The organism is Halomonas rhizosphaerae (assembly GCF_030012485.1).
Taxonomy (GTDB): Bacteria; Pseudomonadota; Gammaproteobacteria; order Pseudomonadales; family Halomonadaceae; genus Halomonas; species Halomonas rhizosphaerae.
In genome coordinates this window covers 133,840-148,769 of the sequence record NZ_JASCQQ010000038.1, presented here as the reverse complement: position 1 = coordinate 148,769, position 14,930 = coordinate 133,840, and the positions used below count along the sequence as shown (strand labels likewise).

The window sequence follows — 14,930 nt, the reverse complement described above, 5'->3', positions numbered from 1 at the left end:
TTAGGAATTAAAAAAAGCTTGGCATCCCAGATCTGCCGCCGTACGGTGCCGCGTTCCTGCCGTGTGGTTTGCGGATCCAGCCATACGTTACTGGCTATTCGTCATCCTTCACGAACAGGTCAGGGAGGTTTTCCTTGCTGCCTTTCAGTCCGAAGGTGGCGCATGGAGGGTCGAAGTCCTCCTGTTCGCCGATCACTTCGCCCGTAGTCGAGATGACGATGCTGCGCTTCTCAGCAAAGCAGTAGTGGTAGCGCTTTATCTCACCCCAGGTGACCAGTGTGCCGCCGCTCTCCTGCATGTGGTCGCGAGCCTTCTGGCAGGCGGCTACCAGGCGCTCTTCCCAGGGCAGCCGCCAGAACCCGAGCGGGAGCTTGAGCCGACGGAATTTCTCGGTGAAGGCCATGGCGAAGATCGGCGTTCCCGGGCCACGCACATAGTCGGTATCGGCGAACAGCCAGTGGTGAAAGGCAGCCCGATCCTCGGCCAGTCGTTCGGTCAGGCCCTCGATGGCGGCCAGAGCTTCGGCCTCGTCGAGTGCCGCGCATCGGCACAGTGCCTCGAGGAACCCCCTCTCACCGTAGCGTTTATCGCGGTATGTCGTTTCCAGGCCGAGATACGGGCTCCTCCGTACGGTATTCAGGTGGGCCATCGCCTCCTCTCCGGCCGTTGTGTAGCCCATGCCGCGGAGCACTTCGGTGTCCGTCAGGTGCTGAGTCCTGAGCAGCAGTTCCTGAATAAGTTGCATGATCACGACCTCCTCGTCAGCGTGTGGTGATGCCGATCATCGCGTTGCGTGACCCGTGAAGCAGCTTGCGCTCCGAGGATGGCGGCATTGCGCAGCTCCGGACGCACGATGTCGTCCTGAGAGAGTAAGGCGGCCAGGCTATTGCTTATTGACGCGGGGGAGGTGCCGGCAATGGCCGGCCTGGTTTGGTCGTGAGATTCGGTGGTGCGATGGGTCATGATCGTCTCCTTGTTCCCCTGTGGTGCTCTGGATAGCGTGTTTCGGCAAGCGCCGACCCAGGGGAGTGGAGCCGTACGCCGCTTTAGCTGCATTTCTACCCCGCCCGCAAGTTGGTGCTTAAATCGGCGGCGACCCGAAGGCCAGGCAACAAAAAACCCGCTCAGCATGTGCTAAAGCGGGCCTCTTGGCATCGCTTTAGCGGCATTTGTAGAGCGCCCGCAAGCTGAGACTCAAATCGGCGCTAATTGGAAGATACTGACTGGGTCTGTGCTGTGTCAACCTATATCCTGGTAGCGTCTTACACTGTGGCACAGAATGATCATGCTGGACATGCGACCTCGTGCACGTCAGCGCCGCCACGAGGCATCGGCATTGTTGCCACAACGTCAGAAGGAGCCCGCTCATGTCGGACCGCGTGATCCTCACCACCTCCTCGCACCTCGAGGGCTACCGTGTCAGCGAGCACATCGACATCGTGTCAGCCGAGTGCGTGTTCGGCATGAACATCCTAAAGGACATGTTCGCCGGCTTTCGCGACTTCTTCGGCGGCCGCAACAATGCTTCCCAAGAGGCGCTGCGCGACGCCAGGGTGGCCTGTCTGGACGAGCTGCGCCGTGAGCCGGGGGAGATGGGTGCCAACGCCGTGATCGGCATCGACCTCGACTACAGCGAGATCTCCGGCGGCGGCAAGTCGATGCTGTTCCTGGTGGCTACCGGCACCGCGGTGAAGGTCGCCAAGGCTTGAGTTCGTGCGCTGACGCGTTGGAGCAATCCCCAAGGCCACATCCACATGGCTGTCGTCATTTCCGGAGGAAGTCGGCATGCCACGCAGAAAACAGCGGAAGCCGCGTGATACCTACGAGTTTCTCTCCATGTGGCTTACGGGATATGACGTCCGGGTCGAGATGGGGGTGAACACCAACCTGAGAAGCAATCCGCTGCGGGTCGACCTGGATGATCGGATTGTCACCTCTCGCACTTGGCTGGGAATCAGGGGGAAGTGCTTCGACCCCGAGGAGCGTGCGGGAGAGAAGTTCGTCATCATGCTGTCAGGTGATATGAAGCCAGAAGGCTTCAGTGAGACAGTGCGCGATATCCAGAAACGGGGGGAGTACGGTGCACCGCAATATCGGCTCTACCGCGGTGCGCATGTTCCCATTTTTGAGTGCCCTCAGGGAATCACGCCGCTTTGGCGTGTCAGTAAGGCCGATCCATGGCACGGCTACCTCAAGGTTCCCGAATGTTATGTCAGCGACTGCCTCCTCGTACTGACCAGCAAGGCCGCACGTTATATGTTCATCCATGAGCGCATCATCGGCAGGGACCACTGGATCAATGGTTTCTCTATCCAGTCGGGCAACCCGACCGAGTGATCAGGGACTGTCCAACCTCGAGTATGATCTTGCCCGGCCACGCGGCTTCGCCGCCAGGCCAACCCCGGGCCCGCACGGCTGACGCCATGCTGCTGCCGTGCCATCCTTCCCCGCTCGCGCCGTCGGGCCATCGCCACGCCATCCTCCGCCTGGCTCGGCCCAACCGGCACATCGCTGGTGAGGTGCAGGTCCCGACTTGGTCTCCGTGGCCCGCTTGCGGCCTCGGTCGTGGCGCCTCGCCAAACCCTCGGCCAGCCGGCCACGCCCGCGGCCACGGCGCTATTTTTGGTCAGCGGGTAGCGCTTCGCGCCACCCTGCAACTCTCAGCGTGTTCCCCAGCCTCTCTCCTGGCCCGCCCCCGGCTGACGCCGGCGGCTGCGGTGGTGCCCACCGTCACCATGGCTGGTGTACCCTGATCTCACTGCATCCACCAGCATGAGCCGCGCATGACCCAGGCCACCTACCGCCATTACCCCAGCTTCACTCGCCGCTACGTGCGCTCGGTGATGAAGATGATGGGCCTGCCTAAGAAGCCCCGGATCGAGGCCGAGCTGTTCGAGAGCATTCTGCAGGATCAGGAACTGGCGCTCTCCATCAATGGCGAGGTGTTGATGCTGGAGTGGCACCATGGCCGCGAGGGCAGGGTGGTGGTGCCGGAGCCATCGCTGTCACAGTGGCTGCAGACGGTGCAGCTGACCAAGGTGCAGGGCGACGCCTGGTCGTGGCCCTGGGAGTTCAGCACCCTGTCCTTCCCCACAGCGCTGTCCTTCCATGGACATCCGGTGGATGGCGCCCTGGTCGCCTGGGTGGACTCCACCACGCTGCCCGGCCGCTACGACGCCTTCCTCAGCGCCCACGGCAACCCCAACTGGATCGACATGCGTGGAATTGGCGAACCGTGGCTGATGGTGGCGATCCACAATCCCCTGGAAGCCAAGCCCAGCGAGAACCCCACCATGCTACGCGGCGCCTTCAAGCCCAGCCAGATTAGCGACTTCATCAACCGCGAGGCCATCGAGCATGCGGGTGGTCGTGCGGCGCCGCTGGCGGACGAGGAGGGCATGATCCTGCGCGACGTGGTGCGCTATGTGCTGTCGCTGGGCATGTACCTCTCCGCCTACCCCGAGGCGCAGTCGAGTGGCGTGCCGACATGGATGAAGAACAAGCACCCCGATGGGAAGAAAGGCGTGCCCTTCGCCCAGGTCGGCGTCGACCGCGAGGATCGCGAACTCTCCCTGGCGATGACCGCGCCGCGCTCGGTGTCACCCTACTGGCGACAGCTGCGCGACGAGCGCTTCTACCGTGGTAAGTGGGCCGACCACCGCCCTGGCAGCCGCTATGTGCTGGTCAGCGGCTACGAGGTGGGCGCGAGCAAGACCGTGGGGGTGGAGTCGATTCAGGAGGCCAGATGGTGATCATCATCGACGACGCCTTCATGGTCTGCACCGACTGCTTGATGATCATTGCCAACGATGATGCCAGCGGACTGGACTACTCGCTGGGTGAGGAAGAGGCCGGGGCCTGGGAGCGTGAGATCCGCGGTGCCATCGCCGAGATCCAGCGGCAGGTGGGGCAGATTGCCGTGGGCGACGGCGACCGGGACGACGAGTTCTCCTCGAGCCCGTGTGCATGCTGCGGAATCCGCCTCGCGGGGTGGCGGCATCACTGCGTGATTCTGGGAAGCGGCCGGGAGCATTGATCTCCCGGCCCCGGTGGCAGGTTACTTGCCGGCCATGGTCTTGGCGGCTTCGTACTCGGCGTCCAGGCCGGACTGCGTGTCCAGTGACGGATCGATCTGCTTCAGACCGACGTGCATCATCGACAGCAGCTGCAGGCCAGAGAAATCACCGTCCAGGCTCTTGAGCGTGTAGCGCGTGTCCGGATCGTTGATCGAAAGGCCGCTCTCGCCGAGCTTGGCGATCTCGAACACCACCTTGGCGAGCTCCTGCTGCTCCATGTGCTCGAAGGTCTCGAAGGCGCCGGTCATATACATCACCGCGTCCATGCGCAGGCCGCCGTCGGCCTTCTCCTTCATGGTGCCCTGGGCCAGACGGCTCAGTGCCTTTTTAGCCTCGGTGGCGATCGGGGAGTTCGGCTCCAGCTCGATGATGCGCTTGTAGTTGCCGATGGCCTGCTCATGGTTCTGCGGACCCAGCTCCTCCAGGTTCAGCGCCAGGCCGTACAGGGTGCCGACATCCTTGGGGTTGGCCGCCAGCGCGCGCTCGAAGTAGGGCTTGGCGTCCTCATGCTTGCCGCGCTTGGCCAGCAGGCCGGCCAGGTTGCGGTTGATCCACAGGTCGTCGGGCAGCTTGTCGGCGGCGTTGCGGAGGGTGGCTTCGGCCTTGTCCAGCTCGCCCAGCTTCACGTAGGAGAAGCCCAGGGCCGCGTGGGCATGAGCGTAGTCGGGCTCGGCCTCGGTGCAGGCCTTGAGCGGCGCCACCGACTCTTCGGCACGTCCCATCTCCGATAGGCAGACGCCGTAGTTGTAGAGAATCTCGGGATCGTTGGTCATCTCGGCCATGATCTCGAGCGCGGGCAGTGCATCCTCTAGGAAGCGATGCTCGAGCAGGCCCAGAATGTACTGCTTAGGCTCGACGCCCTCCTGCGGCACCGCCACGCCCAGAACATGCCCGTCCTGCACCACGATCGCCGCGGTGTAGCCCTTGGCGGCATACTGCAGCGTGATGGACTGCAGGACGGCATCCTCGAAGCCCGGGTCATCTCGCGGCGGCAGGCCATCGAGCTTGATGTCGTCGAGGCTGCGTTTGAAGATCTCGGGGGCTTGCGGCATTGCGTCACCTACGGTGCAGATAATGAGTGTTGCGGCCAATGGTACCAAGGAATGTTGGTAACGTTGGAAGAGAAAGATCTCGGAGACACGACGCGTAGGGAGTACCGTCATGTGCGGCCGTTTTGCCCTCTACAGCACCTACCCGAGCCTGGCTGCGTCGCTGCGTCTGCCGCTGGAGGCCACTGAGACTGACCTGGTTCCGCGCTACAACGTGGCACCGGGCACCTGGGTCAGCGCCGTGCGCCGGTTGGACGATGAGGGGCCTCTGGTGCTGGATGCGGTGTGGTGGGGCTATCACCCTCACTGGGCCGGTGAGAGTGCCCCTGAACCCATCAATGCCCGGGTTGAGAAGGTCGCGACCTCGAAGTATTTCCGCGGTGCCTTTACCCACCACCGCTGCCTGGTGCCTGCCAACGGCTGGTTTGAGTGGGCACCAGTCGATGGCAAGAAGCAGCCCCACTTCCTGACACGGGAGGATGGTGAGCCTTTCTGGTTGGCGGGTATCTGGTCGGAGCGCCCCGACGGCAAGCCAGGGTGTGCCATCCTCACCGAGCCGGCGAGAGGCGTGGCCAAGCAGGTCCATGACCGTATGCCGCTGGCTCTGGATGCCGAAAGCCTGGCGCCGTGGATGGATCCGAACCTGATAGACCGAGAGACCATGCGGCAGGTTATTCGTCACTTCGATTTCCGACAGATCACCCATTGGCCAGTGAGTACCCGCGTCAACGCGCCCGCTCACGATGATGAGAGCCTGATAGCGCCGCTTCCACCACTGTGAGGCCGGTGGTGGCGCCGGGTGCTGGTGCTCTGCTGGGGTAGCTGACAAAGCGCTCTATGGGCGTGACAGGCGCGGCAGCGTATCCAGAACCGCCCCTCCGAGCCCCAGATGAATTCGAAGTGGGTCCAGGTCCTGGGCTTGTGGGTCAGACGCTGGCTCTGGCCGCAGCCGCATATCAGCGCACAGCCGCGGCTATCCAACGAGGTCAGTGTGATGGTCTCCACGCCATGTCCCACCCTCATATCGTCCATGAAAGACACTGTGGGCCAGGCGACGGCGAAGTGGTGTGAGCGATGTCGGAAAAGCACGATGGTGTTTGGCTGACAGCGTGTCAGCGCAGGCAGGGGAGCTCATCCCAGCGTGTCGTCCACCGCGGCGTGCGGTTGGCACAGCGTAGGTGCCAGGCCGCCTTGGGAGAGGGGCGTCCGAAGGTGACCGTGCCGCGCCCCATCTTATGGTTGAGCGTATCCAGGGTCGCCATCAGCCGATCATTGCGCTCGCGTTGTGCCTGACATTCTGGGGTATCGAGCAGAGAGAGCTGGGCGCGGTTGGCATCGACCAGGTCCACCAGCATCACGCCTGCCTTCATGAAGCGGTAGTGGGGGCGATAGATAGCCGCGAATGCCTGGCTGGCCGCCTGCAGGATGTGGCGGCTGTCATCGGTGGGCTGTGGCAGCTCCACCACCGCGCTCGGTGAATACTGTGGCAGGTCGGGGCGGTGGGGGTTGGTCTTCAGGAACACGTACACCGCTCGGGCCAGGCCGTCCTGCCAGCGCAGCTTTTCGGCGCTGCGCTGAGCAAACTGGCGGATGGCCTGGTGAATCTCCTGACGGTTGTCGGTCAGCCGCCCGAAGGAGCGCGAGGTCATGATCCGCTGCCGGGCCTCATCAGGGTCGTTCATCTCGATGCAGGGGATGCCCTTCAGCTCCATGCAGGTTCGCTCCAACGTCACCGAGAAGCGCTGTCGGATCTGCTTGGGGTCGGCCTGAGCGAGATCCCAGGCGCTGTGTATACCCAGCAGCGCCAGACGCTCCACCAGCCGGCGGCCGACACCCCATACATCGCCCAGCTCGACCTGACGCAGCAGCTTCTCGCACCCCCCGCTGCCCGATCTCAGCACGCAGACGCCGCTGTAGACCGGCAGCTTCTTGGCCGCTCGGTTGGCTAGCTTGGCCAGGGTGCGCGTCGGTGCAATCCCTACGCTGACCGGAATATGCGTGAAGCGCCGCACCTTGGTGAACAGCTCCTGAGCGTGGTTATGCATCTGCTCGAGGGCAAAGCCGTCGAAGCGCACGAACATCTCGTCGATGGAGTAGGGCTCCACACCGGCGGAGAACTCCTCCAGCACCTGCTGGACCCGCGATGACATGTCGCCATAAAGCTCATAGTTCGACGACAGCAGCTCGATCCGGCGCTGGCGGAGCAGGGGCCGCAGCTCGAAGCCCGGTGTGCCCATTTCCACGCCCAGTGCCTTGAGCTCGTTGGAGCGGGCGATCACGCAGCCATCGTTGTTGGAGAGCACGCCCACGGGTACGCCTTCCAATCGTGGCTGGAAGGCGCGCTCGCAGCTGACATAGAAGTTGTTGCAGTCGATCAGTCCGATCATGGGCCTGGCCCCGGCTAGACGGCGTACTCGTGAACCACGGCACGCACCACGCCCCAGGCCTGGCACTCAAGGTCCGCGGCGGGGATAGGACGGTAGGCGGGGTTGGCCGAGGTAAGGTAGGGGCGGTTGCCGATCAGCTCGTAGCGCTTCACCACCAGCTCACCCTCTACTGTGGCGACCAGGATATGCCCGGGGCGCGGTTCGATGGCGCTATCAACCACCAGCAAGTCACCCTCCGCGATACCCAGAGCCACCATGCTGTCACCGGTAACCGTCATGAAGAAGGTTGAGGAGGGGCGCTTCACCAGCCGCTCGTTGAGGTCCAGAGTGCGCCCCTCGTAGTCCTGGGCCGGGCTGGGAAAGCCCGACAGCCCGGCCCGCGTGAGGGGTAGGGGGTAGGGTAAGGGCAGCAATGGCGGCTCAGGGTTCGCGGGGATGAACATTGCATCCGACATGGTGGGTTCCTCTCAATACCTGATATTTATACAGTATCAGGCAGAAAGGCCCGGCCTGCCAAGCCCATCCACCCCGAAGGTCGCGAGCAGGCATAGCATGATGCTGCTAACCTGACCGAGGTTTAGGTATAGCAAGGGAGTGCGAGGTTAAAGCCATGACTATCAATCCAAGACCTGTTTACCGGTACCGGCACGATGTCGGCTTACGACCGAGGCTGTGTGAAAACGCACGGAGAGTCTCAGGCTGGACAAAAATTGATCAAAAATGGCTTTTTCCCGCTCATTCGGAGGCACTCCATTGCAACTTCTCCAGATTTCGCGTAGGGACGCCATCTTCTGGATAGCTCGTGAGTTTTCACACAGCCTGGACCCAAAATCGACATGCCGGTAAAGGTAGCAGGCACGCTCATCGGTGTTAGGCAATAATAAATATTGGGGAAATAATGAGATTTTCGGAGTTTTTTAATCTCGGTCGGAGCCAACCTTACTTGGACTTCGTTGACATTCCTCTCGATACTGATCTTCCAGTGTTTTTGGAGCCTGGCGCAATAAAATCGCTGCGTTCTCCTTGGGGGAACGATATTTCCTCTATGCTGCAAACCTTTTTCGATACAGTATTAAGGCTTATTCATTCTGGCGAACATGAGAAAGCTCAACGATTACTTTCTTCGCTTAACGAGAGAAATGAGTTCCATCTGGGCTATTCAAGTGGCGAGTCTAGAGGCCATGGATTCGGGTCTGGGTCGGCAGAGACTGTATGGGGAGCACTAAGCAAAAGTAATGCTGCCGTTACAGGGTTGCTCAAAGACCTTGAGGATACAGCTTTGCTCATTCCCGGAATCGGCACAGATATGATTTCGGATGCTGTGTGTAATATTATCCGTGGTCCATTAATAAAATATACTCAGGATATGTGTTTTTATTATGGCGTGCCGCTAACACCGGATGTTGCTTCTGGCCCCATCTGGAATCCACAGCAAGAGCGGTGGGATCACTCCCTAATCCCTTTGCCGGTTACTGACTATGGAAAAGTAATACTGGTGCCAAAGATATTGGTTCGTTATCGACTTTCCGTTCAGTACGACGAATACTATAGGCATTACATCCTTCCAGAAATGCAGGATGAGCACATAAAGGCTCACTCTCCCTTAGTGGAAGTGCTCAAAGACGGGACAGAGCGGGTTACAAAAAAGTCCCTGATCGAAAAATATGGAAACGACAAGTTGGCTGTGGCCGAACAAACAAAAGTCCGCCCGAATATTCTTCAAGAATACAAAGACCAGAAGGCTGCTCAGCCATCCAATCCGCTTACCCAAGACCAGTTTTGCGAGCTTGAGGCGACCCAGCCGCCTGATCTAGATCCGTTAGTGACCGAGTTGCGCTCGCTCCCGACTGGTCGAGATTCGGCGGCAAAGTATGAAGATATAATTGAGCGGATACTTTCCGTTATTTTGTATCCGTCTCTTTGCAATCCGATTAAACAACACAACATCCACCAAGGTCGTAAAAGAATAGATATTACTTATACCAACGAGTCAAAGACGGGGTTTTTTTACTGGTTGTCAATGCATTATCCCTGTCCTCTGATGTTCGTAGAGTGTAAGAATTACGGAAAAGAAGCCGGGAATCCTGAAATAGACCAATTGTCAGGTCGGTTCTCTCCAAGTCGAGGCCAAGTTGGGCTGTTAATTTGCCGAAATATAGAAGACAAAAACCTGCTGTACCAACGTTGCATTGATACGGCTAAAGATCGAAGGGGATATATGCTGGTCCTAGACGATGAGGATATATTCTCTTTAGTAGAGGAATATAAATTGAACCCAGAAGACCAGTCATTCGATCTGCTGAGGAAGCTTTGGGGAATGCTGATCGACTAATATGACTAACAATTCGCGTCACGCAGGCGCACTAAAGTGTGCCGGTGCGCTCTGGGATTATACACCAGAAAAGTCTCAATGCCCGCTTCTGGCCGAGGTTGTGTGGAAACTCCCGAGCCGACCCGTAGATGGCGTCCGTACATGAAATATGAATCTGGAGAAGTGTGGCAATGGAGAGCCTCAGAATGAGCGTGAGGGCGCCATTTTTGATTAATTTTTGTCCAGCCTGAGGCTCTTTGGGTGTTGTCACACAGCCTGGTCCGTAAGCGGACCTCGCAAGCCACCACCATCACTTGCAAGTAGCCTGTGTGAATAAAGAGCGTCTTCCTCAGCTTATTGCCGAGCTATACCGGGTCGTCAACGAGCTGGAGGCAATGTTCCCGGGCACGCACTTCACGCCAGATGGTCACTTAGTCGGCAGCCTTGGTGAATGCCTGGCGGCATATCACTATGGACTGGAACTGCTGCCAGCCTCATCACCGGGTGTGGATGCTGTATGTGGCGGCCGGTACGTCGAGATCAAGGCCGCTCAGGGTGGCCGAGTTGCGTTGCGAAGCTGTCCTGAGCACCTGCTGGTCCTGAAACAGGATCGACGCGGCAGCTTCACGGAGGCCTACAACGGTCCGGGTGACCTGGTGTGGCAAGAGCTGGCCGACAAGCCGCTGCCTCGCAATGGTCAGTACCAGGTGTCTCTGGTCCGGCTCGCAAAGCTGATGGATAACGTGGAGCCTGCAGCGCAGCTCCCCATGGTCGTGCCGATTGAAGGATAGACCGCGCTGCCGAGCGTGATGGGCTCGCTTGACTCCCCTTGCTCGTGTCGTAAGCTTACTGGTGGAAGCGCCGCCCATGGCGGCCCGGTGGTCTCGACCGGCACCAACCGAGGCACCCCGGCACCCAGGCGTTTTGAGGGTGCGCCGCTTGGCGGTACGCCACCTCCCAAGGCCTCGCGCATCCCGTAACGAGGCCGCCCGCCAGGGCTGGATGCCGCACCTCTTCCTCGGCACTCATGTGCCATCACCCACCAGGGGATTCACATTCCCGGTGGGGAGGGTGTGTCCCCTGTGTGCATCACTGCAGGAGATCCACCATGAAATCCTACGATATGTCGTCTCTGGCGCGTGACTTCGGTTTTGCGGGCAAGGTCCGCATAAGCGAGCGTGTCATGGACGACTGCATGTATGTCGCAGAGCACGTGGTCTCGGAGCATGGGGTCACCCCCATCGAACGATTCCAGCTGCTGCTGCAGTGCGTGGCCAGCCAACTGTCCGGGTACCCGGCAGGGACCCAGGCGGTGCGGCTGACGCATCATCGCATCCCGCCCAGCGGGAACCCCCACCAGCCTCTGGCTCTCGAGCTCGAGGCCCTCGTGGTGCAGAACGACCGTCAGCACGGTGACTACCTGCTGGTGGCACGCCACGACGAGCTGAATCACGCGCTACTCGCTGCGTAACCCTTCCTCACTATCCACCCCGACCGGGACATTGCTCCCGGAGGGGGCGGTCTCGGTCATGTCCGGAGGTTCTGGTCATGACAAACTCTTCAGCAGCTGCCCTCCCGGCAGATTCTCGCTACGCCTCATCCATTGCGCCTCAGCTGTTCGTGCGTGACAGCGACGGCAACTACCTGGTAGCCCCCGATGACCGCGTCATCGATGCGGCGCGGCAGGTGGTGGAGCGTTCCGTCGCCAAGGGCATGAAGCTCAACACACCCAACCGGGTGCGTGAGTTCCTGTGGCTCAAGCTGGCCGGCTACGACCACGAGGTGTTCGGTGCCATCTTCCTGGACACCCAGCACCGCGTGATCGAGTTCAGCGAGCTGTTCCACGGCACCCTCGACTCCGCCTCGGTCTATCCGCGGGAGGTGGTGAAGGCGGCGCTGCACCACAACGCCGGTGCGGTGATCTTCACCCACAACCACCCCAGCGGGGAGCCCGATCCGAGCGATGCGGACCGACGCATCACCCAGCGCCTCAAGGAGGCGTTGGGGCTGATCGAAGTACGCGTGCTCGACCACATCGTGGTCGGCGGCTCGGACTCGGTCTCCTTCGCGGAGCGGGGCTATCTCTGACTCATCGGACCCTTGCCCGAGGCCGCTTGGACGGGTGCCGGCGATGCCGGCCCCGTCCGCTCTATTTGCATCCTGTCGAACAGGAGTCTGGTGATGATCAAGATCCCCGGGCGGCTCACCGTCCGTACCATTCATGGGCGCAACGGCCCCTTCAACGTGGGCCGGCTGGCGGCCTCGATCGGCGAGTTCGTCATCAAGGACCCTCAGCTGGACCAGTTCAACGAAGGGGTGTTTGAGGGCGAGTTCCTGCTGCTCGAGATTCGTCCGGCGAGCTACTTAGCCGGTGGCCGGCTGGTCGTGGAGGTTCGCGCCAAGGTCGGCGAGATGCTGCTGACCGAGGACGGCATGCTGGTGACCCAGCATGGCCCGCGCTTCGACTCCGCGGAGATGGATCCGCTGGAGGAGGAGGGGGCAGCACCTGCGTCTCCTATGCCGTCAGCGCAACCTGCACAGGCAGAGCCGTCGTCCCCTCAGGCGCCGGCTACGGCGCCTCAGGGCCCAGCCGGCGAGGCGCCGGCGCCAGGGGCGCAAGCCCCGGATACCCACGCCACTGGCCAGGAGGTCGATCACGATGCCGAGCTCTTCGGGTTGCTGTGGCCCCTGGGGCAGAGCGTCAAGCTGGATCCCACCGTGGACCGCGCGCTGTTCCGCCGTCAGGTGAGTCGACTGAAGGAGTTGGGCTACCGATTCCAGGCGCCGACTCAGACCTGGCAAGCCGCTGCCTGAGGCAGCCACTCCCCACCGGGGCATCTCGATGCCCTGGGCTCGGGATGTCCCCATCGATCTTCGCTAACCGATGGAAGCCATCATGCCCGAGCTCTACACCCTCGATGAGTGCCTGGACCTGTACGCCGATGCGTTCTGCATTGGCCGGCAGCGTGAGTGCCTGTTCCTCTCCCTGTGGGGGCGGGATACGACGCTGCAGGAGCTGCTGGCCAGGCTGACGCTGCCAACGGCAGATAACGGCCTGGATACCCTGCATCTCTGCCAGGGCGACACTCGCCACGCTATGGTCTTTGGCGACATGGACCGCTACTCCCGGCGCTCCGCCCGGTTGCGCCAGACGCGCTTCGGCACCCTGGTGCACGTGTGGATCTTCGATCAGCGCTGCATCACGCCGGATCGCGCCAACCTTCACAGCATCGCCCTGCTCAACGACGAGGAGGGTACCTGCCTGGTGGATGACCAGCTGTGGCCTCGCGTGCGGGAGCTCTGCCCGCTGCCTCTGCTGGATCACTGGCGAGCGCCGGTGATGACGCTGCTGCATGCCCAGCATGCGGTGCTGCCGGCCCCGTTCTCACAGGGGCCGATCCAGGCCTGGGAGATCTCCCTCGATGAGAACGACCTGGCCCCACGCCTCTGCGGCATGATCCGCGCCGGCGTGCTCACCCCCGAGCCCTGAGCTCTCGCTCCACCGCGGTGCGACCGTTCTGGTCGCGCCTACCACACCCAACCGACAGGAGGTGTCGTATGGCACTGATGTTTCAGCGCATTGCGCGCAACTTTGCCAGGAATGGCTACTTCCCCACGGACGAGGCGTCGCTCGAGCGGGTGCTTCAGGCGCTCAGCCCAACGAGCGCCGGCCGGATGCGAGTGCTCGATCCCTGTGCGGGGGAGGGCGCTGCCATCGCCGAGCTTGCCCATCACCTGGGGCGCGAACGCGTTCAGGCCTGCGGCGTGGAGTATCACGCCGAGCGGGCCGCTTCGATGCATGGCCTGGTGGATAGAAGCCTGCAGGGCGACCTGATGGACACGGTGATCTCACCGCGCAGTATGGGTTGCTTGTGGCTCAACCCGCCCTATGGCGACCTGCTGGCCGACCACGCCGGCTATGAGCGCTATCAGGGCAAGGGGCGCAGGCGCCTGGAGAAGCTGTTCTACCAGCGCAGCGTCGGCACACTGCAATATGGGGGTGTGATGGTGCTGATCGTTCCCGACTACGCTCTGGACAAGGAGCTGACCGGCTGGCTGGTCAACCACTTCACCGAGCTGCGGGTATTCCGCGCCGCCGTGGATGACTTCCAGCAGGTGGTGATCCTGGGCCGCCGGGTGCGACGCCGTGAGGCAGAGCGCAGTCAGGAGGCCAAGGCGATGCGCGCCCAGCTGCTGCGCGTGGGAAGCAAGGAGGTTACGCCCGAGGTGATCCCGGAGGTGTGGCCCTTCGAGCCCTACGCGGTGCCGGCGGCTCAGGGCGAGCTGCGCCACTTCTACCGCGTGTCGCTCGATGCCGAGCAGCTGGCCGATGAGGTCGGGCGGCTGCAGGGGCTCTGGCCAGAGGCGGGCAGCGTGTTCAGGAAGACCGGCCAGGCGCCGCGTCCCCCGGTCCGCCGACTCTCCTCCTGGCATCTGGCCCTGTCGCTGGCGGCTGGGGCGATCTCCGGCGTGGTCACTGCGCCCAGCGGGCGCTGCCTGGTGGTCAAGGGCAACACCCACAAGGATAAGGTCGCCAAGACCGAGTTCACCGAACGGGAGGATGGCACCATCACCGAGACCCGCGTGCTCACCGACCGCTTCGTGCCGGTGATCCGCGCCTGGGAGATGACGCCAGACTCGCCTCGCTGTGGGCAGCTGCTGACCATTACCTCGACGCCGGCAGCCAATGATGGCGAGCCGGAAGAGGGTGATCAGACGGCCGATGCTGAGGCAAGCGATGCGCCTGAGCCGCTCAACCGGGTCGCCGAACGTGCCGCGAGGCCGGATCCACGCCGCTTCGATGTAGGGCGTATGGTGATGACTCGGGCCGTGAACGAGCTGGTGGAGCGGGGCGAGGTCTCGCCCATGGCGCTGCTCCGACGACACGTCACCGGCGACTGGGGTGATGTGCCTGAGGAGGACCGCCAGAGCAACGAGCAGGCCCTGGTTCACGGTGACAGGCTGCTCTCGTCCTACCGGATCGGTGAGTCGCTCACCGTCTGGATCATCACCGAGGCGGATCGCAGCGCTACCACGCTTCTGCTGCCAGACGACTACTGACCGGCGCCCTGGGCGCCACATTCCCCACGGCGGGCCTTTCCAACCC

At 61.9% G+C, this 14,930-nt stretch carries 17 protein-coding genes; 12 read left to right on the top strand and 5 right to left on the bottom strand.

Annotation, left to right across the window (positions count from 1 at the left end; all coding sequences use genetic code 11):
• Positions 1-94 precede the first annotated feature (94 nt).
• Together QLQ86_RS18155 and QLQ86_RS18150 are read right to left on the bottom strand one after the other, a co-directional pair.
• A complete protein-coding gene (locus tag QLQ86_RS18155) occupies positions 95-751 on the bottom strand; it encodes a hypothetical protein (protein WP_282817896.1) in 657 nt (218 codons plus the stop codon).
• Positions 748-963 (bottom strand): hypothetical protein, encoded by a 216-nt coding sequence (locus QLQ86_RS18150; RefSeq protein WP_282817895.1) that lies wholly within the window; start codon positions 961-963, stop codon positions 748-750. Before QLQ86_RS18150 ends, QLQ86_RS18155 begins: the two co-directional genes overlap by 4 nt.
• Before the next feature lie 404 nt (positions 964-1,367).
• Here QLQ86_RS18150 and QLQ86_RS18145 point away from each other — a divergent pair, with 404 nt between their 5' ends.
• From QLQ86_RS18145 to QLQ86_RS18130, 4 genes are all read left to right on the top strand, one after another.
• Complete coding sequence (locus tag QLQ86_RS18145) at positions 1,368-1,709, top strand: YbjQ family protein (protein WP_282817894.1); 342 nt, start codon at positions 1,368-1,370, stop codon at positions 1,707-1,709.
• A 76-nt stretch (positions 1,710-1,785) separates the two neighbouring features.
• Positions 1,786-2,337, top strand: a complete 552-nt coding sequence (locus tag QLQ86_RS18140) for a hypothetical protein (RefSeq protein ID WP_282817893.1) — start codon at positions 1,786-1,788, stop codon at positions 2,335-2,337.
• A gap of 446 nt (positions 2,338-2,783) precedes the next feature.
• Positions 2,784-3,752, top strand: coding sequence for a hypothetical protein (locus tag QLQ86_RS18135; protein WP_282817892.1), 969 nt, complete (start codon positions 2,784-2,786; stop codon positions 3,750-3,752).
• Complete coding sequence (locus tag QLQ86_RS18130; RefSeq protein WP_282817891.1) at positions 3,746-4,036, top strand: hypothetical protein; 291 nt, start codon at positions 3,746-3,748, stop codon at positions 4,034-4,036. The genes QLQ86_RS18135 and QLQ86_RS18130 overlap by 7 nt, the downstream gene beginning before the upstream one ends.
• Before the next feature lie 21 nt (positions 4,037-4,057).
• Here QLQ86_RS18130 and QLQ86_RS18125 read toward each other — a convergent pair whose 3' ends face one another.
• Positions 4,058-5,128, bottom strand: a complete 1,071-nt coding sequence (locus tag QLQ86_RS18125; protein WP_282817890.1) for a tetratricopeptide repeat protein — start codon at positions 5,126-5,128, stop codon at positions 4,058-4,060.
• 109 nt (positions 5,129-5,237) lie between these two features.
• Here QLQ86_RS18125 and QLQ86_RS18120 point away from each other — a divergent pair, with 109 nt between their 5' ends.
• The gene (locus tag QLQ86_RS18120; RefSeq protein ID WP_282817889.1) at positions 5,238-5,906 is read left to right on the top strand and encodes an SOS response-associated peptidase; all 669 of its coding nucleotides are present in this window, start codon (positions 5,238-5,240) and stop codon (positions 5,904-5,906) included.
• Between the two features lie 331 nt (positions 5,907-6,237).
• Here the strand turns inward: QLQ86_RS18120 and QLQ86_RS18115 are convergent, their stop codons facing one another.
• Positions 6,238-7,512 (bottom strand): Y-family DNA polymerase, encoded by a 1,275-nt coding sequence (locus tag QLQ86_RS18115; protein WP_282817888.1) that lies wholly within the window; start codon positions 7,510-7,512, stop codon positions 6,238-6,240.
• A 14-nt stretch (positions 7,513-7,526) separates the two neighbouring features.
• On the bottom strand, positions 7,527-7,967 hold the full coding sequence (locus QLQ86_RS18110; protein WP_282817887.1) for a LexA family protein: 441 nt from the start codon (positions 7,965-7,967) through the stop codon (positions 7,527-7,529).
• A gap of 488 nt (positions 7,968-8,455) precedes the next feature.
• Here QLQ86_RS18110 and QLQ86_RS18105 point away from each other — a divergent pair, with 488 nt between their 5' ends.
• The 7 genes from QLQ86_RS18105 (at position 8,456) to QLQ86_RS18075 (ending at position 14,884) form a co-directional block, all read left to right on the top strand.
• On the top strand, positions 8,456-9,844 hold the full coding sequence (locus QLQ86_RS18105; protein ID WP_282817886.1) for a hypothetical protein: 1,389 nt from the start codon (positions 8,456-8,458) through the stop codon (positions 9,842-9,844).
• A gap of 308 nt (positions 9,845-10,152) precedes the next feature.
• Complete coding sequence (locus QLQ86_RS18100) at positions 10,153-10,614, top strand: DUF6998 domain-containing protein (protein ID WP_282817885.1); 462 nt, start codon at positions 10,153-10,155, stop codon at positions 10,612-10,614.
• A gap of 317 nt (positions 10,615-10,931) precedes the next feature.
• Positions 10,932-11,294, top strand: a complete 363-nt coding sequence (locus QLQ86_RS18095; protein WP_282817884.1) for a hypothetical protein — start codon at positions 10,932-10,934, stop codon at positions 11,292-11,294.
• A gap of 77 nt (positions 11,295-11,371) precedes the next feature.
• Entirely contained in the window at positions 11,372-11,911 is a 540-nt protein-coding gene (gene radC, locus QLQ86_RS18090; RefSeq protein WP_282817883.1) for a RadC family protein, read from the top strand.
• 93 nt (positions 11,912-12,004) lie between these two features.
• The gene (locus QLQ86_RS18085; RefSeq protein WP_282817882.1) at positions 12,005-12,637 is read left to right on the top strand and encodes a DUF3275 family protein; all 633 of its coding nucleotides are present in this window, start codon (positions 12,005-12,007) and stop codon (positions 12,635-12,637) included.
• Positions 12,638-12,719: 82 nt separating this feature from the next.
• Entirely contained in the window at positions 12,720-13,313 is a 594-nt protein-coding gene (locus QLQ86_RS18080) for a hypothetical protein (RefSeq protein WP_282817881.1), read from the top strand.
• Between the two features lie 17 nt (positions 13,314-13,330).
• Complete coding sequence (locus tag QLQ86_RS18075; protein WP_456067123.1) at positions 13,331-14,884, top strand: DUF6094 domain-containing protein; 1,554 nt, start codon at positions 13,331-13,333, stop codon at positions 14,882-14,884.
• Positions 14,885-14,930 lie beyond the last annotated feature (46 nt).